This window comes from Arthrobacter sp. 24S4-2 (assembly GCF_005280255.1).
Classification (GTDB): domain Bacteria; phylum Actinomycetota; class Actinomycetes; order Actinomycetales; family Micrococcaceae; genus Arthrobacter.
Genome location: NZ_CP040018.1, coordinates 4,353,490 through 4,374,748, shown reverse-complemented (window position 1 = coordinate 4,374,748; position 21,259 = coordinate 4,353,490). Strand labels below are relative to the sequence as shown.

23 protein-coding genes and 1 pseudogene are annotated in these 21,259 nt (G+C 60.2%); 15 read left to right on the top strand and 9 right to left on the bottom strand.

From position 1 onward, the window contains the following. Window positions 1-136: 136 nt before the first annotated feature. From paaA to FCN77_RS20275, 6 genes are read left to right on the top strand one after another with little or no spacing between them, the layout of a single operon-like run. The gene (paaA, locus tag FCN77_RS20300; RefSeq protein ID WP_137323714.1) at window positions 137-1,168 is read left to right on the top strand and encodes a 1,2-phenylacetyl-CoA epoxidase subunit PaaA; all 1,032 of its coding nucleotides are present in this window, start codon (window positions 137-139) and stop codon (window positions 1,166-1,168) included. After that, window positions 1,165-1,476, top strand: coding sequence for a 1,2-phenylacetyl-CoA epoxidase subunit PaaB (gene paaB, locus FCN77_RS20295; RefSeq protein WP_137323713.1), 312 nt, complete (start codon window positions 1,165-1,167; stop codon window positions 1,474-1,476). Before paaA ends, paaB begins: the two co-directional genes overlap by 4 nt. Further along, window positions 1,473-2,408 (top strand): 1,2-phenylacetyl-CoA epoxidase subunit PaaC, encoded by a 936-nt coding sequence (gene paaC, locus FCN77_RS20290; protein ID WP_137323712.1) that lies wholly within the window; start codon window positions 1,473-1,475, stop codon window positions 2,406-2,408. Before paaB ends, paaC begins: the two co-directional genes overlap by 4 nt. 11 nt (window positions 2,409-2,419) lie before the next feature. After that, window positions 2,420-2,983, top strand: a complete 564-nt coding sequence (gene paaD / locus FCN77_RS20285; protein WP_137324882.1) for a 1,2-phenylacetyl-CoA epoxidase subunit PaaD — start codon at window positions 2,420-2,422, stop codon at window positions 2,981-2,983. Window positions 2,984-2,998: 15 nt separating this feature from the next. Beyond that, window positions 2,999-4,225 carry a 1,2-phenylacetyl-CoA epoxidase subunit PaaE gene (gene paaE, locus FCN77_RS20280; protein ID WP_137323711.1) on the top strand — a complete coding sequence of 409 codons (1,227 nt, stop codon included), beginning with the start codon at window positions 2,999-3,001 and terminating at the stop codon, window positions 4,223-4,225. A gap of 41 nt (window positions 4,226-4,266) precedes the next feature. After that, a complete protein-coding gene (locus FCN77_RS20275) occupies window positions 4,267-5,049 on the top strand; it encodes an enoyl-CoA hydratase/isomerase family protein (protein ID WP_137323710.1) in 783 nt (260 codons plus the stop codon). 30 nt (window positions 5,050-5,079) lie between these two features. Here FCN77_RS20275 and FCN77_RS20270 read toward each other — a convergent pair whose 3' ends face one another. After that, entirely contained in the window at window positions 5,080-5,421 is a 342-nt protein-coding gene (locus tag FCN77_RS20270) for a hypothetical protein (protein WP_137323709.1), read from the bottom strand. Window positions 5,422-5,563: 142 nt separating this feature from the next. Between FCN77_RS20270 and galU the strand changes: the two genes are divergently transcribed. Continuing rightward, complete coding sequence (gene galU / locus FCN77_RS20265; protein WP_137323708.1) at window positions 5,564-6,457, top strand: UTP--glucose-1-phosphate uridylyltransferase GalU; 894 nt, start codon at window positions 5,564-5,566, stop codon at window positions 6,455-6,457. A gap of 6 nt (window positions 6,458-6,463) precedes the next feature. Here the strand turns inward: galU and FCN77_RS20260 are convergent, their stop codons facing one another. The 7 genes from FCN77_RS20260 to FCN77_RS26075 all read right to left on the bottom strand — a co-directional run bounded on the left by FCN77_RS20260 (window position 6,464) and on the right by FCN77_RS26075 (window position 13,067). Continuing rightward, window positions 6,464-6,934, bottom strand: coding sequence for a VanZ family protein (locus FCN77_RS20260; RefSeq protein ID WP_254678654.1), 471 nt, complete (start codon window positions 6,932-6,934; stop codon window positions 6,464-6,466). A 275-nt stretch (window positions 6,935-7,209) separates the two neighbouring features. Beyond that, window positions 7,210-7,806 (bottom strand): LPXTG cell wall anchor domain-containing protein, encoded by a 597-nt coding sequence (locus tag FCN77_RS20255; RefSeq protein WP_137323707.1) that lies wholly within the window; start codon window positions 7,804-7,806, stop codon window positions 7,210-7,212. Between the two features lie 170 nt (window positions 7,807-7,976). After that, a complete protein-coding gene (locus tag FCN77_RS20250) occupies window positions 7,977-9,203 on the bottom strand; it encodes a DUF4012 domain-containing protein (protein WP_254678653.1) in 1,227 nt (408 codons plus the stop codon). A gap of 659 nt (window positions 9,204-9,862) precedes the next feature. After that, entirely contained in the window at window positions 9,863-11,176 is a 1,314-nt protein-coding gene (locus tag FCN77_RS20245; RefSeq protein ID WP_137323705.1) for a UDP-glucose/GDP-mannose dehydrogenase family protein, read from the bottom strand. A 67-nt stretch (window positions 11,177-11,243) separates the two neighbouring features. Continuing rightward, a complete protein-coding gene (locus FCN77_RS27825; RefSeq protein ID WP_368074345.1) occupies window positions 11,244-11,813 on the bottom strand; it encodes a sugar transferase in 570 nt (189 codons plus the stop codon). Further along, entirely contained in the window at window positions 11,768-12,493 is a 726-nt protein-coding gene (locus FCN77_RS27820; protein WP_368074344.1) for a nucleoside-diphosphate sugar epimerase/dehydratase, read from the bottom strand. Before FCN77_RS27820 ends, FCN77_RS27825 begins: the two co-directional genes overlap by 46 nt. Window positions 12,494-12,881: 388 nt before the next feature. Next, window positions 12,882-13,067, bottom strand: a complete 186-nt coding sequence (locus FCN77_RS26075) for a hypothetical protein (RefSeq protein WP_217496168.1) — start codon at window positions 13,065-13,067, stop codon at window positions 12,882-12,884. 557 nt (window positions 13,068-13,624) lie between these two features. Here FCN77_RS26075 and FCN77_RS20235 point away from each other — a divergent pair. The 5 genes from FCN77_RS20235 to FCN77_RS20215 all read left to right on the top strand — a co-directional run bounded on the left by FCN77_RS20235 (window position 13,625) and on the right by FCN77_RS20215 (window position 18,406). After that, window positions 13,625-13,978, top strand: coding sequence for a glycosyltransferase (locus tag FCN77_RS20235; protein ID WP_137323704.1), 354 nt, complete (start codon window positions 13,625-13,627; stop codon window positions 13,976-13,978). A 472-nt stretch (window positions 13,979-14,450) separates the two neighbouring features. Further along, entirely contained in the window at window positions 14,451-15,548 is a 1,098-nt protein-coding gene (locus FCN77_RS20230; protein ID WP_137323703.1) for a glycosyltransferase, read from the top strand. After that, window positions 15,497-16,045: a serine O-acetyltransferase gene (locus FCN77_RS27815; protein WP_137323702.1), complete on the top strand. Its 549-nt coding sequence runs from the start codon at window positions 15,497-15,499 to the stop codon at window positions 16,043-16,045. The genes FCN77_RS20230 and FCN77_RS27815 overlap by 52 nt, the downstream gene beginning before the upstream one ends. Before the next feature lie 52 nt (window positions 16,046-16,097). After that, complete coding sequence (locus FCN77_RS20220) at window positions 16,098-17,147, top strand: hypothetical protein (RefSeq protein ID WP_137323701.1); 1,050 nt, start codon at window positions 16,098-16,100, stop codon at window positions 17,145-17,147. Next, on the top strand, window positions 17,129-18,406 hold the full coding sequence (locus tag FCN77_RS20215; protein WP_137323700.1) for a hypothetical protein: 1,278 nt from the start codon (window positions 17,129-17,131) through the stop codon (window positions 18,404-18,406). The genes FCN77_RS20220 and FCN77_RS20215 overlap by 19 nt, the downstream gene beginning before the upstream one ends. Before the next feature lie 154 nt (window positions 18,407-18,560). On the opposite strand, the pseudogene FCN77_RS27105 reads toward FCN77_RS20215, so the two are convergent. Beyond that, window positions 18,561-18,683: pseudogene (locus FCN77_RS27105) on the bottom strand (IS30 family transposase); the annotation flags it as partial. Window positions 18,684-18,963: 280 nt separating this feature from the next. On the opposite strand from FCN77_RS27105, the gene FCN77_RS20205 reads away from it, so the two are divergent. The 3 genes from FCN77_RS20205 (at window position 18,964) to FCN77_RS20195 (ending at window position 21,227) form a co-directional block, all read left to right on the top strand. After that, window positions 18,964-19,299, top strand: coding sequence for a hypothetical protein (locus tag FCN77_RS20205; RefSeq protein WP_137323699.1), 336 nt, complete (start codon window positions 18,964-18,966; stop codon window positions 19,297-19,299). Window positions 19,300-19,425: 126 nt separating this feature from the next. Continuing rightward, window positions 19,426-20,748: an ISL3 family transposase gene (locus FCN77_RS20200; protein WP_175417334.1), complete on the top strand. Its 1,323-nt coding sequence runs from the start codon at window positions 19,426-19,428 to the stop codon at window positions 20,746-20,748. 59 nt (window positions 20,749-20,807) lie between these two features. Next, a complete protein-coding gene (locus tag FCN77_RS20195; protein ID WP_137323698.1) occupies window positions 20,808-21,227 on the top strand; it encodes a transposase family protein in 420 nt (139 codons plus the stop codon). Window positions 21,228-21,259: the final 32 nt, after the last annotated feature.

Genomic DNA, 21,259 nt, shown 5'->3' with positions numbered 1-21,259 from the left:
TTGCCCGGCGGAGGCTCAGCACAGGCTGACGCTGGGCCACCGCTAGTTCACGCCCGCTGCTTGACGCATCTCTCGGCTTCCGCATATCCTGAACGAACGGTCGGTAATTATTTATCGGATATGCATAGGAGCAACCATGGCATCGCAGAGCCTGCAGTCAGTGCCCGCTGAGCTAACGCCGGGACGGCATGAAAACAGTTCAGCAGCGGCAGCCCGGTACGAGGCGGAAGGCCAGGCGTACTTTGACCGGGTCATGGCGGAGGACTCGCGCATCGAGCCGCGCGACTGGATGCCGGCTGCCTACCGCAAGACCCTCATCCGGCAGATCTCGCAGCACGCACACTCGGAGATCATCGGCATGCAGCCGGAAGCCAACTGGATTTCGCGCGCCCCCAGCCTGAAGCGCAAGGCCATCCTCATGGCCAAGGTCCAGGACGAGGCCGGCCACGGCCTGTACCTGTACTCGGCCGCCGAGACCCTTGGCCAGCCGCGCGACCAGATGATGCAGGACCTGATGGACGGCAAGGCCAAGTACTCCTCCATCTTCAACTACCCCGCCCGCACCTGGGCGGACATGGGTGCCATCGGCTGGATGGTGGACGGCGCCGCCATCGCCAACCAGGTGCCGCTGTGCCGCGCCTCCTTCGGCCCGTACGGCCGGGCCATGGTCCGGGTGTGCAAGGAAGAGTCCTTCCACCAGCGCCAGGGCTTCGAGATCCTGCTGGAGCTCTCCCACGGCACCCCCGAGCAGAAGCAGATGGCCCAGGAGGCCGTGAACCGCTGGTACGCCCCGGCGCTGATGATGTTCGGCCCGCCGGATGACGATTCACCCAACTCCAAGCAGTCCATGGCCTGGAACATCAAGCGCTTCAGCAACGATGAGCTCCGCAACCGCTTCGTCGGCATGATGATGGAGCAGGTCAAGGTCCTGGACCTCACCCTCCCTGACAAGGACATCCGTTTCAACGAGGAAACCAAGAAGTGGGAGCACGGCCCGCTGGACTGGGACGAATTCCACGAGGTCCTGAAGGGCCGCGGCCCCTGCAACGCCCAGCGCCTGGAACGGCGCCGCGAAGCACACGAGAACGGCACCTGGGTTCGCGAAGCCGCAGCCGCCTATGCCGAGAAGCAGGCCCGCAAGCAAGCAGAGAAGGAATCCGCAGCATGAGCCCCAACGCTCCCGAAACCCCCGCCGGCAACGTCTGGCCCATCTGGGAAGTCTTTGTCCGCTCCAGCCGCGGCCTGTCCCATGTGCACGCCGGTTCGCTGCACGCGCCGGACGCAGCGATGGCGCTGCGCAACGCCCGCGACCTGTACACCCGCCGCAACGAGGGCGTGTCCATCTGGGTTGTCCCCGCGGACGCCATCGCCTCCAGCGACCCGGACGCCAAGGGCGCCTTCTTCGAATCGCCCCAGGGCAAGGACTACCGCCACGCCACGTACTACACCAAGAGCGAGGGCGTGAAGCACCTGTGAGCACCCCCGAAGCAACAACAGAAGAAACAGTCGGCCACGGGGACATCTCCGTCGGCGTCACCACAGCGGGCACCAGCGGAGACGCCACCGCCAGCGCCACCCGCATCACGCCGGGCAACGCACTCCGCCCGGAGGACATCGCGCTCGCGGTCAGCCGCGGCACCGCCAGGCCCAGTAAAGATGCTGCCGAGTTCGCACTGCGCCTGGGCGACGACGCCCTGGTCCTGGCCCAGCGGCTGGGCCACTGGATCTCCCGCGCCCCCGAGCTGGAGGAGGACGTGGCCCTGGGCAACATCGCCCTGGACCAGCTGGGCCATGCCCGGTCCTTCCTCAGCTACGCCGGCGGAGCCCTCGGAGGGGACGGAACAGCCAAGAGCGAGAACGATCTTGCCTACTTCCGCGATGAAGAGGAGTTCCGCTCGGTGGAGCTGTTCGAGCAGCCCAACGGGGACTTCGCCGTCACCATCGCCCGGCAGTTCGTGGTGAGCTACTACCAGTTCGAGCTCTACCGCCGGCTCACCGAGTCCACGGACGCCACCCTGGCCGGCATCGCCGCCAAGGCCGTCAAGGAAGTGGACTACCACCGGGACCACAGCGCCCAGTGGGTGCTTCGCCTGGCCCTCGGCACGGACGAGTCCCGCGCAAAGATGATCCACGGCTTCAAGGTCATCTGGCCGTACGTTGACGAACTGTTCCGCGACGACGAACTCACCGCCCGCCTCGCGGCGGCGGGTGCCGCCGTCGAGCCTTCCAGCCTGCGCGCGGACTTTGACCGCCTCACCGGCGAGGTCCTGGCCGAAGCGGAACTGGACGTTCCGCAGGTTCCGGCCGCACACGGCGGCGGACGCCAGGGCAAGCACTCCGAGCACCTGGGCTACCTGCTGGCCGAGATGCAGGTGCTGGCCCGCCAGTTCCCCGGGGCGAGCTGGTAGCCATGCCGGACATGTATGTCAGCCACCCCACCGCGGACGCCGGCACCCTCGGGGGCACCCCGAACGAACAGTCCGCAGAGCAAAAAGCCTGGGACCTCGCGGCCACGGTGTGCGATCCGGAGATCCCGGTGCTCACCATCGCGGATTTGGGCATCCTGAGGGATGTGAAGCTTTTCGACGACGGCGGCATGGTGCCCGCCGTTCAGGTCACCATCACGCCCACGTACTCGGGCTGCCCCGCGATGGACGCCATCCGTGACGACCTCACCGCCGTGTTCGCCAAGGCGGGCTACCCGAACGTCCATGTGGAGCTGGTGCTCAGCCCCGCGTGGACCACGGACTGGATGACCGAATCCGGCAAGGCCAAGCTGGAGGAATACGGCATCGCGCCGCCGTCCGGCCACTCCAACGCAGCAAGGCATGCCGGGCCCATCCGCCTGCAAATGGCTGTGAAGTGTCCCCAATGCTCCAGCCTGAACACCAAGGAACTCACCCGCTTCGGTTCCACCTCCTGCAAGGCGCTGTACGTCTGCCAGGACTGCAAGGAACCGTTCGACTATTTCAAAGTTTTGTAAGGAACAGGTGCTCCCATGACTGTTGTCCGCCAGACCGCCGCCGAGCAGGCGGCAGCCACCGGCCGCCGTCGTGCGTCCTTCCACACCCTGACCGTGGATGAAGTCCGCCGGCTCACGGACGATGCGATCGAGGTGACGTTCGGCGTCCCCGCGGGGCTGGCCGGCCAGTACGACTACCTGCCGGGCCAGTACGTGGCGCTGCGGACCACCATGCCGGATGAGGACGGCGAGCCGCATGAGGTGCGCCGCAGCTACTCGATCTGCGCCGAGCCGCGCAGCTTCGCGGACGGCAGCAGCGAGATCCGCGTGGCCATCAAGAAGGACCTGGGCGGCCAGTTTTCCACGTGGGCCAACGCCGAGCTGAAGGCCGGCGATGTGCTGGACGTGATGAGCCCGATGGGTGCGTTCGTCTCCAAGCACGGCCGGGACGGCAAGGCCGTGGAGCAGAACGTCATGAACTCCATGAACCATCCGGAGGATCTGGCGGGGGAGCCCGGCAGCTTCGTGGCCATCGCCGCCGGTTCCGGCATCACCCCGGTGATCGCCATTGCCCGCACGCTGCTGGCGGCGAACCCGGACACCCGCTTCGACCTGATCTACGCCAACAAGGCCGCCATGGACGTGATGTTCCTGGAGGAGCTGGCGGACCTGAAGGACAAGTACCCGTCGCGGCTGGCCCTGCACCACGTGCTGTCCCGCGAGCAGCGGATCGCGCCGCTGCTGAGCGGACGGATCGACGCCGAGAAGCTCCAGCAGCTGTTGGGCACGGCCATCCACGCGGACGATGTGGACGAGTGGTTCCTGTGCGGGCCGTTCGAGCTGGTGCAGCTGTGCCGGGACACCCTGGCCGCCCGCGGGGTGAAGCCGGAGCACGTCCGCTTTGAGCTGTTCACGTCGGGCAAGCCGGACCGCCCGGAGGGCAACATCGGCCGGCCGGTGATTGAGGACGAGTCCAAGGAGACTTACAAGATCACGTTCAAGCTGGACGGCCTCGAGGGAAAGGTGGCCAGCCCCACCCATGCGCGCGAATCCATCCTCAACGCCGCCCTCCGTGTGCGCCCGGACGTGCCGTTCGCATGCGCCGGGGGAGTGTGCGGCACCTGCCGCGCCAAGCTCGTCACGGGCAAGGTGACCATGGACGAGAACTACGCCCTGGAGCAGGATGAACTGGACAGGGGCTACGTGCTCACCTGCCAGTCCCACCCCACCACCTCTGAAGTCACCGTCGACTTCGACGTCTAAGCCTTTCCAACCCGGCTGTCACGGCCACGAACAGGAGCCGCATGATTTCCCTGACCATCGCCGACGGCGTCGCCGAAGTTGTCCTCAACGCCCCGCACAAGCTGAATTCACTGGACGAGCAGGCGCTGAAGGATTTAACACAGGCGTACGACGACGCCGCTGACGCCGCCTCGCGCGGTGAGGTGCGGGCGCTGCTGCTCAGGGGAGAGGGCCGCGCCTTTTGCGCGGGCCGGGACATCGCCGGCGTGACGCCGGAAACGGACGATGTCCAGGGATACCTGGGCGGGCTGCTGCAGCCGCTGCTCAAGAAGATGACGGCCTTCCCCGCTCCGACGTTCGCGGCGGCGCAGGGCGCCTGCCTGGGTGTGGGGCTGGGCCTGCTGCTGGCCACGGACGTGGTGTACGTCGCGGAGGACGCCAAGTTCGGCTCGCCGTTCGCCAAGCTGGGAGCCACGCTGGACTCCGGCGGCCACTGGTACTTCACCGAGCGGCTGGGCATGCACCGCACGCTGGACCTGATCTACACGGCCGAGCTGATGACCGGCGCCGAGGCCGTGGCGCAGGGTATGTTCAGCCGTGCCATGTCCAAGGGCGAACTGCTGGAAAGCACCCGCGGCATCGTGGCCGAGGTTGCCACGGGCGCCACGGGTGCCTTCAACGCCAGCAAGGAGTTGGTGGCCCACATCCGCGACCAGCGCCTTGGCCTCTGGGAGGCCATGGAGGAGGAAAACGCGGAGCAGGCCCGGCTGTGCAAGAGCGAGGACTACGCGGAGGGTTTCCGCGCGTTCCAGGAGAAGCGCTCGCCGGAGTTCAAGGGCGCGTAGCGCTGGTCGAGCTTGTCGAGACCGTCGAAATCAGGCAGCCGGATCGTCAGCCAGGATCACACTGTCCGTCAGTTCGGTCCAGAGGTCCGATTCTGTCGGCATGTTCGCGGGGCAGGCAAGGGTGAGTTCCATCAGTCCATCTCCGGCGGGCATGGAACGCACCGCCATCCGGTAAACCAGGTCCACGTCGCTCCTGTTCTTGAAGCGCAGCTCGGCCTCCTGGAGTTCGATCACGTTGCCGTCGGCCTTCCGGAGCCTTGGTGTAGAGCGAGTCGGCGCCCGGTCACCACCGTCACCGGGGCGCCGGCCTGGCTGCTGCCAGCCCTGGAGGTCCGGCTCTTGCGGCACACCGGGCTGCTGGTCATTGTTCAAGATGTTCCCCCAATATTTGTGAAAGCTGCACCTCGAAGTATGTCCGGAACACGGAAGGCCCGCGATGGGCAGGGCTGCCCATCTGGCGCGTAATCTCTGCCACCAATTGCCAGATTCCTAAAACGATTTGTATGGTTCAGCTATGACTTTGGGGAAAAGAGTAAGAAAAGCCGTCATTCCTGCTGCCGGATTGGGAACTCGCTTCCTGCCCGCCACCAAGGCAATGCCGAAGGAAATGTTGCCGGTTGTTGACCAGCCCGCAATCCAGTACGTGGTGGAAGAAGCCGTCAAGGCCGGGCTGACGGACCTCCTCATGATCACGGGACGCCAGAAACGGGCCCTGGAGGACCACTTTGACCGCGCACCGGCCCTGGAGCGCACCTTGGAGCTCAAGGGCGACCTGGACCGTCTGGAGGCCGTCCGTCACGCTTCCAGCCTTGCGCCGCTGCATTACCTGCGGCAGGGTGACCCCAAGGGCCTGGGCCACGCAGTGCTGTGTGCCCGCCAGCACGTGGGGGACGAGCCGTTTGCTGTCCTGCTGGGCGATGACCTCATCGACGAGCGTGATGAGCTGCTCAGCACCATGATCGATGTCCAGGCCAAGACGGGCGGTTCTGTCATTGCCCTGATCGAAGTGGAGCCGTCCCAGATCAGTGCCTACGGTTGCGCCGACATCTCGCCGGTGGACGGGGAGAACTACTTCCGGGTGAACCGCCTGGTGGAGAAACCCTCCGTGGACGAGGCTCCGTCCAACTTGGCCGTCATTGGCAGGTACGTGCTGCACCCCGCTGTGTTCGACGTGCTGGAGGAGACAGAGCCCGGCCGTGGCGGCGAGATCCAGCTGACGGACGCCTTGCAGACGCTCGCGACGTCTGACGGCGAGGGAAGCGGCGTGTACGGCGTGGTGTTCCGTGGGCGCCGGTATGACACCGGAGACAAACTCAGCTACATCAAGGCGGTTATTTCCATCGCTTCGGAGCGCGTGGATTTCGGCGAAGACCTGAAGGCCTGGATGAAGGAATTCGTGAACGAATAACTCCGTTCACTGTCCGTTTTTTGACAGGTTCATCGCTGGCTGGCGTTGGGCCTGTCGCCGTTTAAGGTGCCGGACTATGGCCCGGATTGCGAACACGCCAATGACACAGCCAGCCGTGTTTGTGACAACGTCTGAAGGGCTGGCGAAACGATCATGCAGGAACAGTTCCTGCCCTAATTCAATGCAGCCAGACACCAATAGCCCGAAGGCTGCCACCTGCCACCATCGCTTGCTTGGGAACGCCAGCGCGGCAACACAGCCGAGGGGAACGAAAAGCACAACATTTGCCGTTGCTTCCACAAAGGCGTAGTTGATCCAGCGCGGAAATCCCAGCGAATGGATGGCTTTCAGGAAGGCGGCGAGTTCACCGCTGACGGGCTCGTCCACGGGGGTGGGCCAAAAGGCAATCAACGCCAGCGGAACCAGCATGGCTATGAGGATTGCTCGCCACAGGCGTGGCTGTTCCAGGCGCTTCAAGCAGACCTCAGGACGTCTTCAGAATGGCCAGGACGGACACTGAGATGGCAGCGATCGCCAGCAGCGTCAGGAAGATGTACGGGAGCGAATGGAGCGGCGGTAACGGCACGGAAAAGTCGAAATGCCAGCGAGGTGTGCGCCAATGTCTCCCCATAGCTCTAATGAATACCACAAGGTCACAGGTTTGCACTGCGGTTCTTGTTAAGACAGAAGGTGGGTGGTTCTCCGGTTTCCCGGAGAACCACCCACCTTCTTTGGTGCTTGTTGGTTTAGCCTTACGCTGCGGCCTCAGCCTTGGCGCGGCGGCGAACCACAACTACCGAGGTTGCGCCGGCGGCCAGTGCGCCTGCGCCCACCAGGGACCACAGGACGAGGCTTGCGTCTGCACCGGTGTTGGCCAGGCCGGCACCGGTGTTAGCCAGCGGGGCACCGCCGGTGTTGGCCAGGCCGGTGCCGGCCACGGTTACTACTGAGGTTGCGGTCTTGCCTGAGGTCAGGCCGGTTGCCGTGATGGTGTAGGTGCCGGCCTCGCTGATGGTCAGCGGGACGGCGAAGGAGCCGTTGGCGTCAGCCGTTGCGGAGAACGTCTGGGTTGCCAGCGGCAGGGTGATCTTGGTCGGAACCGTGCGGCTACCGTTGGAAACGCTGGAGCCGTTGGCTGCGGGCGGGTTTCCCGGAGTCACGGTGATAGACAGGCCTTCGCCAGCAAGGAAGCCGTTGCCGCGGAAGACGAACTGCTCGCCGGGGCCAACAGTGCCGTCAGAAACTGCGGCGTTGGCCGGCGGTGCCGGGTAAGTGGCAGCCATGGAAGGAGCTGCGCCGATGAGTGCGATGGTTCCCGCAAGTGCGAGTGCCGCGATTGATTTCTTCATGAGTCCCCCTGAGACCGTATTACGATTTTTGTCACGCATTAGGTGGAGATTTCCGATCCCCCGAGTGACCGTAGGTTGAAATCTCATTTGCTGCCCAAGTAGAAGATAGCACTCCGTGACGGGTGTTACCAAAGTGAATCAAGTCGCTTTACATACTGTTAACGCGATGTCTACTTGCTCGGAATGCATTCGGCGGGTTCCGTTGCGAGAGCCACGTCTTTTACCGGCTGGACGGTGGGTGTGACAACCAAGTTAGGTTCGGTGTGCTGCACAATCTTGCCAAAAGTCAGGTCGACTGTGCTGCTTTGTCCGGGTGCCAAGGTAACCGTCACGGAGCCCACGGGTCTGTTGCCGTGTCGGTGAGCAGCAAAATCGGTCTTTTTGCCGTCTATAATCGCCGTTTCAACATTTGATTGAACCGGGCCGTACGCGATGACGTTTGTCTGCACAGTTCCCTCCGGCACGCCGAAGTTCCCACCGCCTGTGACGTACTCGGGCAGCGATGTTGCTGAGTCTCTGGGAGCCGTATTAGTGCTGGTGATGCGGACCTTCACCTGCCCGTACTCATCCCCGGTGCACTCCTTCACGAGTTGCACAGTGCGCTTCATGTAGTAATCCATTTTCGCGCCAGTTCCGTCGTTGAAGTAGACGCCAAACTGCGCCGGCGCGACGCTAGTGCCATCAATTGAGCCGCTCCACGGATACGTTGCCAAGACGGATTGTTCGTCTGGCTTAGCAGACCAAACTAGGATCCGGCTCTCGGATGTGGCTCGCGTTATGCTCTCGACGAGTCCCTTGGCATCTGCTTTGTCGCTGGACAATGCCGAAAAGATCTCCCGTGCAGCGCTTGCAAAGTATGCGTCCTGAAGTTTCGGCTGTTCGATCTTGGAATAGACGTCTGAAAGGAGGGTTGATACGACGTTCTTACTACTGAGCTCTGTCGGAAGTCCAGCAACCGCCACAGTGGCAGGGTCGGCGCTGCCAACTTTGACTGGCCCGGTGGCGTTCAAGATGTAACTAAGCGCAATAGGATCCACGGAAATTACGCCATCAACGAGTTGTCCCGTTTTCTTTTCCCACATTGCCTGAGCCGTGCTTGCAGCAGTCGGAAAGTCAGGCGTCAGGTTTACATCCTGCATGTACTTGCCGAGCCGCCCAGAGTAAATCTGCTGTTGTTGCGCGTCCACGGGGAGAACCGGTGACATGATGCCCACGTCTACGGCGCTGCTCTGGGCGCCCAAAGTCAACTTGCCGTGCTTTGCGGTGACGACCGCCAAGGCGCCGGGTATGCCTCCAGACGCTCGGGCCTCCGCGTTGTTCTGGACCATTATGAGGTAATTGCGTGGCTCGTCTGCGCCGAGCATGGCTGGAACAAGTCGTGAGGCGTCGGCCGACATGCTTATGACCCCAGCTACCGAGGTCAACTGTGCCTGTGCCGCTGCCAAGGGCTCTGCTACCTGCGGCAAGAGATTGCTCGAATCTATGGTGCCAAGTCGCTCCGCCGAGACTCGTACGGCGTGGGCAGCGGACGCAACGCGCGGCGCAGCGCCCTGGAGAGGACCAAGGTCCGTTGCTTCGCTGCCCGGCATGAGCGTGTTCCAGTTAAGGGACTGGAACACCTCGACCAGCGGTACAGCCGCCAGCGTTGATACGTCGTCAGCCGATCGTGCAACCTCCGCTACTGCACTAAAATTCGGTCCGAGTCCGGGAAAAGCTGACGCCAGCGTCCAAAGTGGATCGTCTGTCGCTTGGCGGGCTGCGCCAGTATGCACCTGGATTTGCTCAACGGTCGTGGCTGCTTCTTGCGGCTGATCCTGGGACAGGTTTAGCTGAAGCGTAGGGATGAGTTGTTTGGCTGCAGTGAGCTCGTTCTTGACGACACTGGCCTTGACCGCCAGCCATCCGGCAGACGCCACCGCTATGACGGCAACAAAAATCGCAACGAGGGCCCACGTAATGGAATGCCGACGAGGCCCTCGTTTGCTGGACATTTGTACTTTGGCTGGGGCTGACTCGTCCCCAGACGCCTTTGCTTCGCTGCCCGGAATTCCCATACTCAGGGTCGTCCCAAACCGCGATAGGTCCAGCCAGCCGCCCGCCACTTGGCGGCATCGAGCACGTTTCGGCCGTCGAGAATGCGCAAACTGGAAACCTGTGCCCCTATTTCGTAGGGGTCAATGGCGCGGTATTGCTGCCATTCTGTAAGTAGCAGCAATGCGTCAGCGTTCGCTATCGCCGCGTCAAGATCGGGTACATATTGGAGTTCCGGGAACCTTCGGGCCGCATTCGCCAGTGCTTTCGGATCGGTTACCGTCACGACTGCACCTTGCAGTTGGAGCTGTGCTGCAATGCTGAGGGCAGGGGAGTCTCGGACGTCATCACTTTCCGGCTTGAATGCCGCGCCCAAGACTGTTATCCGTTTCCCAAGGAGCATCCCGCCGCACAGCTCCCGAGTGAGCTCCACCACACGTGTCCGACGCCGCATGTTGATCGCATCCACCTCCCTGAGGAAGGTCAGGGCTTGGTCGGCGCCGAGCTCGCCAGCTCTAGCCATGAATGCGCGGATGTCTTTGGGGAGACATCCGCCGCCAAAGCCGATACCGGCGTGAAGAAATTTGCGACCGATTCTGTCGTCAAGACCGATGGCATCGGCCAGACGCGTGACATCGGCGCCAGCGGCCTCGCAAACTTCTGCCATTGCATTGATGAAGGAAATTTTGGTTGCAAGGAAGGAATTAGCTGCCGTTTTGACGAGTTCTGCCGTCGGATGGTCCGTTACCAGACGCGGCGTCCCACTGGCCAAAGAGCCCGCGTAAACGTCGTCCAGCACAGCTACTGCCGGGTGATCCTCGAGACCGTCGCTTACGCCGTACACCAAACGGTCTGGGTTCAGTGTGTCAGCGAGTGCATGCCCTTCTCGAAGAAACTCAGGATTCCAAACTAGGTGAGCCGACGGCTCCCGTGACTCGACAAGTTGCGCCAGCCGGGCAGCAGTTCCGACTGGAACTGTCGATTTTCCTACCACGATATTTCCCGGAGCCAAGTACGGCAACAGGGTGTGAAGGGCGGCATCGACATATGTCATGTCTGCGCCATTTTCGCCTTTTTTCTGTGGTGTTCCCACGCAAATAAAGTGAACGTCGCTGCCTGCGGCCGCAGCCATGTCTGTTGTGAAGGAGAGGCGACCAGTGTCTTGCACGTCTCTAAGAAGAGCTTCCAGACCAGGCTCGTAGAAAGGCGCTGTTGCGTTTGAAAGATCCGCAATTTTTAGGTCGTCAACGTCAATACCGACAACCTCATGGCCAAGTTTTGCCATGCACGCAGCGTGCACGGCCCCGAGGTATCCACATCCGATAACCGAGATTCTCATTGTTATTACCTTCCCCAGAAAAGTTCGACGACAAAATGCCGCCAGAATTAAGCCGTGCTAATAGTGGTTAGAATGCCCCGGTGCTGGCGAATACAGCCTTGAAAGTCTTGAAAAGAATCACAACATCACCCATCATTGACCAATTCTCTACGTAGTAGAGGTCGAGTCGGATACTTTCTTCCCAACTAAGGTTCGATCGTCCGCTTACCTGCCATAGCCCGCTCATTCCAGGACTCACGTATAGCCGGCGGTGAGCGGCGTCATCGTAAAGCGCGACTTCGCCTTCACGTTGTGGTCGAGGCCCAACTAGGCTCATGCTGCCGCCCAATACATTCAAAAGTTGCGGAAGTTCGTCCAAAGAGTATTTCCGCAGAACTCGTCCGATGCGTGTTATTCGTGGATCATTTTCGACTTTGAATAATGGCGTCTCACCGGAGCCTTGAGCCTCTAGTAAAGCCTGGAGCTCAGCGTCGGCATTTACTCTCATTGAACGGAATTTCAACATGTTGAACGTTGTTCCGCGCAAACCAATTCTTTCCTGCCGATAGAAAATCGGACCGGGATCCGTGATGCGGACTAACAGGGCTAGAATCACAAAGACGGGTGAAAGAATTGAGACCAGCAGGCCGGCGCCGATGATATCGAAAGCCCTCTTGGCGACTTTCTTACCCCAGTTAGCTTGGGTGTCGACACATGAATTAGTGGCAAACCGGCCACCGGTTGTGTATGAATTCGAGGTCCTGCGATATCAGTAAGAGCAGGGGCAAGGATCATGCCTATGTCCCTGGCCGCCAATTCCCACCCCAGTCGGCGAAGGTCTTTGGGGTGCATGTTAACTCCGGCCGAAACTGCAACGGCGTCAACTTTCGTTTTAAGAATGATGTCGAAGATTGACTCGAAGTCGGACTGGACTCCAGTCACAGGTACGGACAACCCTGGGACTTTGTCCCAGCCCGCGGCTGCGCCAGGTAAGTGCGCCGCAACCGGCAAGTAGCCTGCCGCCGGAGCGCTCTGAAGCGAGAGTGTCAAGTGGGCTGCGGAGTAGGGGCCGCCGATGATAAGTACACGCAGACTGCTCTTGCCGTGCGCTCGCTCGAGACTTAGATGCTGCCGCACGAGCCATCGGCCGGCTAAGAGCCCCAACGCGCCAGCCGGAAATGCCAGTCCAACGAATCCTCGCGCTGTGTCGATCCTCAGCGCATAGGAAAATATTGCCACAAAGCCGAAGAGCCAGGCGGAAGCGGCGATCACGCGCTTGTATTCCTCCGAGCCTGAACCGAGAACCTTTGCCTCTCGTGAGCCCCATATTTGAAGCATGAACCACCAGCTAATACCAAGCACGGCTGCTAACGCCAGGTAGTCAACGTCCTTAACACCACCGTTACTGAGGTCCGAGAAACCAAAACGGACCCCGAACGCCCCAGCCATAGCCCAGAGAACGACTAGTGCGTCGACGATCCGCAGGCGCATTGAGTATCTTCTGCGCCAATTTCCGCTCCATGGGTGCCCGCCAATTTTCTCCGGGCTGACTTGCACTCGTTCATTTGCCCCCACAGTTACTCCCACCCCTGCTATAAATGCGCCATGATTGTTGTATATGCCGCCCTGCATGTCCAGGTAATTCCGCGACATGCATCCAAGAGTGCAGTGTGGCTCGGAATAGAAGGGCAGAACGGTTCCTTGAAAGTTGGGGCCAACATCCGAGTCAACGCGGCATCCGTTGCGAGACATACTGCTCGATGATCAGATTCGACCACGACGGCAGCGGGTGGGAGCGCACGGTGTCGCCCTTCTCGCGGGCGCCGGAGCCGGAAAGTTTCAATCGAAAGATAGTTGGCAGATGAAGTACCGCCACGCTCAGAATACCCACTTCGAATTCGTGTGTAGTCAATGTGCCCCCAAAAATTGCGAAAAAGACTTAGAGAGACCGATCGCACTTCAGGTACGGTCATCGTGTCTGGCGGTTATCTTACCGTCAGATTGCCCAAGCTCTCGAAACATACAATCAGCGGGGCGTACATTACGTCCTGGTTTGAAGACCGTTCGGCTGCCTGGACAGCTGCCGCTTCGGAGTTGCCCTCACGAAAGTGCCCGAGCTCACAGCGCCGGCCGATAAATTCCAGGACGCCGTTGCAATGGCGCATAGGGGGGCGTCTCTTTTACGGAGAAGTGAGAGGGTTGTCTGCTTCATCCGGAGATGCCCTCCGCGATGGCGGAGGGCATCTGCGCGGAGACAGTTCTGGCTTTTCAGAAGTAGCGAATTCTTGTGGTCAACCGCCGGCCTGTTACGGTCTTGACCTTCATTCCTTTGTCAGTGGGTACACTAAGCGTGCAGCAAGAACGATCGCGGGGGACTAATCGACTGTCGTTGCAGCTGCTCTGACGTGACCCCATTCGCGTGCTGCGCTAATTGCGTCATCGAGTTCCGGGAGTAGAGGGGTATTTGCCATGGTCAACCAGGGAGACCGAGATATACGTTGGTCCATCATCACTGTGGCGTACAACAGTGCAGACGTACTACGTCGTCACTGGAGCTCGCCGATTCCAGACGATGTGGAGTGGATTGTAGTAGACAACAACTCCGCTGACTCCAGCGTCCAAACAGCGCGGGAGTTGGGAGCCAAGGTCATCGAGCTCGGCCGAAACGCAGGATTTTCGGCAGCTAATAACTCGGGTATGGCATCTGCAACTGGGCAGTACATCGGCTTCGTGAACCCGGATGTATTTGTCCAGTGGGACAGCTTGGTCCAGCTTGAGACACTCATCGATGCGAGCGGTGCGATTGTTTCCCCCAGCTCCTAAACCCCGACGGATCGCGGCAGCCTAACGGACGTGGAGCGCCGAGCTTGATGAGCAAAGTACGGAATCGACTTGGGCGTGCCAATGCGTCTACGTACCAAGTGATTGCCGAACAGGGCCAAGTAAGGTACGTGGCCTGGCTCATCGGGGCAGTTGTCGCAGGGCGGGCAGAGACCTTCCGGAGGCTTGGCGGCTGGGACGAGAGCTATTTTCTTTACTACGAAGATAAAGACCTGTCCCTTCGTGCATGGCGCGAGGGTGTACCCGTCCTTCTTGACGGGAATACGTTGTGGACGCACTCGTGGGCCCGCGCAACGAAGCATTTCGCGTGGGCGCCTTGGAAACGCGAGATTTCTTCGGCTTTCACCTTCTACCGTCGGGAGCCGCGACTTCTATTCACCTCGTCGCCGAGCAAACCGAACCAAACAGCCTTTGACCAAAGCGGGTTAACATTTGTCGTAAAGGAAGAAGTCAAGTGAAAGTAGTATTTGCACTTCGTGCCGACGCGTTTACGAAACCTGGCGGCGACAGCAAGAAGGTTGAACGGTACCGGACTGGACTGAACCTTCTAGGCTGGGAATCAGAGGTCGTTACTTCGGCTCGTGAGTTGTTGGCGACTCCGTCCGACATCGTTCACTTGATGAATCTCGATACACCACGCGAGAACATGCACTATGCAAGTATTGCGGAGCGTTCAGGGCGTCCCTTCGTGATCTCGACGATCAGACATCCTTTCGACGGCATGTTGTCAATGTACGAATTTGGACATGACCGCTTCTACAGGCAACTAGGTCGGCTGGGGATTGAAGCAGAAACCGGCATCGGATTTAGGGAACAAGTCAAACTTCTGAAACAGAAGAATGTTCCTGCGGCCTTGATCCGTGGCACATATCGGTCGCTGCAGAGGCAACTCGTCAAAAAGGCATCGATCGTCTTCCCCATGGCCACTGGCGAAGCGAACGCCATCCGCAGTGACCTCGACGCGGGAACGAAACAGAAGATCATTCGCAACGGTTTCTCTTTTTCACCCACAGCCGGATCGGATTCGAGGCCGGTGACCGATTTTGATTTGGTAAGTGTCGGTCGAATTGAACCGAGAAAGAACTCTCTGATGTTGGCGCAAGCGGCCGCGGGAACGGGTCTCCGGACAGCCTTCGTGGGCTCGCTGAATACCAATCACAAAGCTTATGCTGACAATTTTTTGCAGCAGATCGCGGAGCACGAAAATCTGGAATATCTCGGCTCAAAAGATCATAACGAAATTATGGGAATTCTCCAGCGCTGCGACGTCTACATCAACCCCGCATGGTTCGAAGTCGTTTCCCAGGCCGACGTCGAGGCTGCCTGTATGGGTCTCCGAATCGTGTCCACGCGTCACAGCTATCTGGAGGACGCACTTGGAACTGAGGTACAGCGCTTTGACCCTATTGGCCTTCTGGGGAGTGGGGCAAGTGACCGACTCTTGGAGTTGTTTGACGTGGCCACCAAAGTATCCGGTGCCGCGAATCGTGATTGGGGTGAATGCTCAGTGGAATTGGATGCTGCGTATCGCGAAGTATTGAGAGTCGCGTAATGAAGTCCTTTGCCTCAAGCTTGGCCGATTGGAATCTGGACCGAGATTTTCACTATCGCAATTCGGACCGCACACCGCCTAATGGTGTGAGAGCATGCGTTTCGCTCGCTAACCCCTCGTTGCTGGCAGCCTGCCTTTTCAGGTTGACTGCTTCCACTTCCGGCCTGGCCCATAGTTTTTGCAGATGGCTCTGTTTATCTGTCTTCGCGAGCGATATTTCGACTGGTGCAGTGTTTGAGGGAGCCGTGGAGTTCCCGCACCCAACAGGTATCGTCATTGGGCGGGGAGCGCGTGTTGGCTCGAACGTCCGCATCTTCCAGAACGTTACGATCGGTTCCTCGAGAAAGGGAGAATATCCCGCTGTTGGGAACGGGGTGACGCTTTACAGCGGAGCTGTAGTGGCGGGCGATTTAGTGATCGGCCCGGGAGCCGTCATAGGCGCGAATTGCGTGGTGACGAGGTCCGTGTCTGGTTCTGATGTCATTCGATCTCCCTAGGCTGGCACGAGCGGCCCGTGGATTGGCCTTCGCGGGAACGACGTTTGTTTGCGTGTCATTAGTGCTGGTGGTTCCCGCACTTATTGGGGCAGACACTAACCTCCTACTCCACATTGCGGCACTCGTGGTCGGTGTCCAAGCAGCGCAGTCAAGCGTTATTCAGGTTGGACGGAGTCTAGATTCCGCGCTTTGTGGCCGGCCTTGGCTGCTCGCGATTCCCGCTGCGATATTCGGGGTTCTGGAGATGCTAACGGCAACGGATCCGGTGGTTGACGCTGTTCTGTCGACAGTGTCGGGATCGTTCCTCGGGCTCCTCCTCGGACGTGCAGGTCTGCTAGTGCTGGGCGGCAAGGGAGGCACGGCCTTCCAAGCCTTCCAGGCGATGAAAGCATTAGGATTTGTGGCCGCGGCATGTGCGGCTGCCCTGGCAGATAGAGTGTTGCCTGGATTCGGACCCTTGGTCGCAACACTTACTGTCGGCCTCCTTGCTATTTTCCGGCCTCGGGTGGGGAGGCGGCGAATGGGATATTCCAAACCAGAACCGCTGACGAGGGGCACAGGCCTTTCGGTGACGATGGGTCTCCTGGCTTCTCTGTTCTACCGGAATGACGTCAATTGGGTTCGGACAGCTTTGGCTGATTCTGATGACTTCATTGTTTGGCATTACGGACTTATAGCGTACAGCGCCGTGCAGGGAATAGTGGGTTTCTTAGTTGTTCAGCTCTTTTTCTCGCACAGGCAGAAGTGGAAAATTCGCGTTCAGGGTTGGTGCCTTAGATTCGGTTTCAGGTTCGCATTAGTATGGGCGATTCTCGTAGCTGTTGCTATCTTGTTACTTCCCGCACTTCCGATAATCCAGTCCGTACTTGGAAGCGCTTTGTTGGCGGGAATAGTCGGCATACTATCCGGACTTTCCCACGTAGTGGAGATAAGTTGGGCCCCTTACCTCGCGGGTGTCTTGGGCGCTGGAACACTGTCACTCGCTTTGGTTCTGCATGTTGATGCCCGAATGGTAATAGTGCTCGAAAACGTGGTTATCGGTTCGATAATAATCTTGCTGATTCTTATTTTCCGGAGGCGGCAATGGAATTCCTTCAACTAATACTTATCCTTACAATAATTGCCGCACTGGTTCAGATCGTGACCTGGGTCCATCGCGCCGAGTATGCCGCTGCAGTATTCGGTGCCGCCTATGTCGTGGTGTATCTTTGCGATATCCTGAATATTTCATTTAGCGGGGTAACTTATATTGCCGCTTCAATAGGCGCCAGATCTGCAAGCTCGGAAGCCATTTCAGTTGCCATTTTTTTCCTCGTCACTACCTGGATATTGTATTCCTTTGGAGTCGAGATCATCTCGGCTAGATGGAAGAGTCAGCGCATTGATAGTTTAGTTCTAATCGATCGAAATTTTAGTCTTTTTGGATTTCTCGCACTTTCCGGGACTTTCGGAGGCGCCGTTCTCTCTAAAATTCTGAGTGTTGGTATCGCTCAGACCCTTGAGCTTCGTCAATCAGTATTTTCCGATAATTTTTTGATCCTTTTAGGCTATTTCGTATTGCCGGTTTTGGTCTCTCTCGGACTCACGCGCGCTGTACAAATTCGGGGCGCTCGGGCTCTGATTATGTGGATTTCGCTGGCAGGTCTCTTAGGTGTCACCGCCCTCACTGGCAGTCGTTCGGGGCTATTTTTAGGCGCAGTCATTCCAGTCCTCGCTCTCTATTGGAAAAAGATCGCAGCTTCCGCGCGATCGGTAAAACGGGACTTGCAACGCGTCTTCCTGGTGGCAGCACTTATTGCAGTTCCGGTACTCGGCGGTGGCGTTTACTTGGCAAACACCCGCGGCCTGGTCGAAAGCGCCTCCTTCCTGAATGGAACAGATGTAAGTCAAGCGGATGTATTCGTGGACCTAATTGCATCCGATGCTGGCGGAGTAGCCGGCGGGTCGACCTACCTGGCTTCCATAACTTCTGCTGTACCTAGGAGTCTTTGGGCAGAAAAGCCGTTGCCGGGCAATGTTGTCAGCAGCATGGTGCTGACACCCGATCGATATTTCCTAACGGGGGCAGAAACGACCGCTGGTCTGTTGGGCGAAGCGTTCATTAATGTCGGCTGGATGGCACCCATGATTGCTGCTGGGTTAATGATCATCTTCTTGCTCTTGTGCTCGAGATTTTTGGCGTCTCGAGATGACATCTTGTGGATGGTTGGGATAATTCTATTGATTCGCGGCCTGAACCTGCTGCGAGGTGACATGACAAACGTCGTGGTTCCATCGATGACGGCAATTATCGTGTGGTATGTGCTCTACAAAAAGGCAAAGCCGGGGATAGCTCCCCGTGTGCCGGTAGGCGCGAGATGACTCGCCGTTGGGTGGCATAGGTTTACTTGGTGTTTGTAGGGTAGGCACGCCCTGGACGGGGCAGGCACCGTCCGGAATGCAAGGCCCATTGGGGAAGCGTTACTTGATCTTCGGAGTTGAGGTGTTGGACTGGTAGGCGCGTCGATTGAGATACCCAGTGCCCTGGTCCCAATCTCCCGATCACTTCCGCGGGGCAGTCCCGGATCATGACCATGTCCGGGAAGCGCTTGGTGCGTTGCTCCTTCCGACGACGTGGCCGGCGGCCGGTCCGCAGGGAGACAGGGAGACTGTTAACGCCAACCGAAAATAGGGCCAGGAACGCCAACTGAAAATAGGGCCACCGACCATTATGGAAGGTGGTCAATTTGGATGATTGGGCGGAGATACGCCACCTGTTTTCGACGGGTAAGCACTCGAAGCGTGCGATCGGCAGGATCGTGGGTGTTTCCCCCGGAACGGTGGACCGGGCGCTGGCGTCGGACCGGGCGCCGAAGTATCAGCGGGCATCCGGGTATCGAGTTTTAATGACTTTGCTCCCAGGGTGCGGGAGTTTGTTGGTGAAGACGCCGACGATGCCGGCCGCGACGCTGGCGGAGCGGGTGGGCTGGTCCGGTTCCGCGTCGTTGTTCCGGGCGAAGGTCGCCGTGATCCGGCCTGAATACGCGCCGGCTGACCCGGCTGACCGTTTGGTCCACGAGCCGGGGTTCCAGGTCCAGTGCGATCTCTGGTTCCCGCACGAGCCGCTGCCCGTTGGTGCGGGCCAGACTGACACGCCACCGGTGCAGGGGAATCCCTCGGCGTTCTCCGGTTTCATCCAGGCGCGGGTGCTGCCGTCGCGGACGACGCCGGACCTTCTGGGCGGAATGTGGCCCTTCGCATTTAGGCATGGTTAGGGCTGGCTGAGAGCACCGCCGCGTGGCATGGTGCGGAGCGGTGCGGCGTGGTGCGGCTGGAAAGAGGTCAGGGCCTCTTTGAATTGGTAGCGACCAAGCAAACCAATACCCAAAAGAGACCCTGACATGAATAACTCTATGTCTTGTTCCGGTGGCCGCTGGTGCACGCGCGCTGATGCTCTGCTCGGTGTCGAGGGCATCCACATCAGCTCCGTCACGGCAACCGAGAACGGCCTGGTTCTGCGCGTCGAAACCGGGGAAACCCTCAGCGGCTGCCCGGACTGCGGCGTCATCGCGATCGGCCACGGACGCCGGCAGGTCCAGCTTCATGACATTCCCTGTTTCGGCAGGCCGGTGCGGCTGCTGTGGGCAAAGCGGGTCTGGCGCTGCCCGGACCCAGACTGTCCGGGGAACACCTTCACCGAGGAACACCCACTGGCAGGGCCGCGGGCGAAACTCACCGCCCGAGCAGTGGCATGGGCGACCGACGCGCTGGCCCGGTTCGACACCTCAGTCTCAGCCCTGGCCCACCAGCTCGGCGTCTCCTGGCACACCGTCTGGGACGCCGTCAAGGCAGAGGCCACCAGACGCATCGGAATCACGGACCGGCTCGCCGGCGTGGACGCGCTTGGCGTCGACGAGCATGTCTGGTCCCACACTGGCCCGCCCGGATCGGGCATGGTCACCGGCATCGTGGACCACACCCGCGACGCCAACGGCACTGTCCATGCACGGCTTCTCGACCTCGTGCCGGGACGGTCCGGGAAGGCCTACGCTGACTGGCTCAGAGCGCGCGGCGAGGAGTTCACTGCCGGTATCAAGACCGCTGCGTTGGACCCGTTCCGCGGCTACGCGAATGCGATCCGCGACGAACTACCCGAAGCCATCACCGTCCTGGACGCGTTCCACGTCGTCAAGCTCGGGACGGCCATGGTCGATGAGGTCCGCCGCCGGGTCCAGCAGGACACCCTCGGGCACCGCGGACGCAAGGGGGACCCGCTCTACGGGATCCGTCGGACCCTGCAGATAGGCGCCGAACACCTCACCGACAAACAAACCGCAAGACTCGATGCCAAACTCACCGCCGGGGATCCGGACCACGAAGTCACTCTGGCCTGGCAGTGCTACCAGAAGGTCCGCAACATCTACCATGCCCTTCCGTCGCGGGGACGGGAACTCGTGACCGAAGTGATCTCCTCATTCCCGACGTGCCCGATCCCGGAAGTGGCCCGGCTCGGCCGGACACTCAAACAATGGAAGACCGCGGTCCTCGCCTACTTCGACACCAACGGCGCCTCCAACGGGCCCACCGAAGCAATCAACGGCGTCATCGAAACCACCCGCCGCATCGCCCGCGGCTTCCGCAACTTCACCAACTACAGACTCAGATGCCTACTCGCCGCCGGCGGCCACCGGCCCTACCGGACCAAATCGACCAACCATGCCTAAATGCGAAGGGCCCGGAATGTGGACTCTGTTGCAGGACGCGCAGGCGGTTCCGTCCAGGCTTGTGGGACAACGAGTCCGGCATCGGTAGGCGCCGGCCCACGGAGCCGGTGGCCGCGTTCGCCGGGTCCCTGGGATTGGAGATCAAGCTGCTTCCGCCGCGGGCTCCGGAGTCCAAGGGCATGGTCGAGCGGATAAACAGGTTCTTCGGGCAACGCTTCATGCCGGGCCGGGACTTCCGGTCACCAGCGGATTTCAACGGCCAGCTGGAGGACTGGCTGCCCAAGGCCAATCACCGGTACTCGCGGTCCCGCCACGGCCGCCCGGACGAGCTGATCGTCCCGGACCGGGAGAAGATGCGGGAACTGCCGCCGGTGACCCCGGAAGCCGTCTTCGGCAACGCCGTGCGGCTGCCTGAATATTTGCGCTTTTGGGGTCCATCTGTCGTGTGTTTGGGGGCCGGTTGGCAGAGCGCGCAGTAGCGGTCTTGGGTGCCGGTAGTGGCGTGTGTGGG

Excerpts from the sequence above, each read along its gene's own strand:
- paaA (WP_137323714.1), top strand. The coding sequence starts at position 137 with ATGGCATCGCAGAGCCTGCAGTCAGTGCCCGCTGAGCTAACGCCGGGA.
- paaB (WP_137323713.1), top strand. The coding sequence starts at position 1,165 with ATGAGCCCCAACGCTCCCGAAACCCCCGCCGGCAACGTCTGGCCCATC.
- paaD (WP_137324882.1), top strand. The coding sequence starts at position 2,420 with ATGTATGTCAGCCACCCCACCGCGGACGCCGGCACCCTCGGGGGCACC.
- paaE (WP_137323711.1), top strand. The coding sequence starts at position 2,999 with ATGACTGTTGTCCGCCAGACCGCCGCCGAGCAGGCGGCAGCCACCGGC.
- FCN77_RS20275 (WP_137323710.1), top strand. The coding sequence starts at position 4,267 with ATGATTTCCCTGACCATCGCCGACGGCGTCGCCGAAGTTGTCCTCAAC.
- galU (WP_137323708.1), top strand. The coding sequence starts at position 5,564 with ATGACTTTGGGGAAAAGAGTAAGAAAAGCCGTCATTCCTGCTGCCGGA.
- FCN77_RS20255 (WP_137323707.1), bottom strand. The coding sequence starts at position 7,806 with ATGAAGAAATCAATCGCGGCACTCGCACTTGCGGGAACCATCGCACTC.
- FCN77_RS20250 (WP_254678653.1), bottom strand. The coding sequence starts at position 9,203 with ATGTCGGCCGACGCCTCACGACTTGTTCCAGCCATGCTCGGCGCAGAC.
- FCN77_RS20245 (WP_137323705.1), bottom strand. The coding sequence starts at position 11,176 with ATGAGAATCTCGGTTATCGGATGTGGATACCTCGGGGCCGTGCACGCT.
- FCN77_RS27820 (WP_368074344.1), bottom strand. The coding sequence starts at position 12,493 with ATGCTTCAAATATGGGGCTCACGAGAGGCAAAGGTTCTCGGTTCAGGC.
- FCN77_RS20235 (WP_137323704.1), top strand. The coding sequence starts at position 13,625 with ATGGTCAACCAGGGAGACCGAGATATACGTTGGTCCATCATCACTGTG.
- FCN77_RS27815 (WP_137323702.1), top strand. The coding sequence starts at position 15,497 with ATGCTCAGTGGAATTGGATGCTGCGTATCGCGAAGTATTGAGAGTCGC.
- FCN77_RS20215 (WP_137323700.1), top strand. The coding sequence starts at position 17,129 with ATGGAATTCCTTCAACTAATACTTATCCTTACAATAATTGCCGCACTG.
- FCN77_RS20200 (WP_175417334.1), top strand. The coding sequence starts at position 19,426 with ATGAATAACTCTATGTCTTGTTCCGGTGGCCGCTGGTGCACGCGCGCT.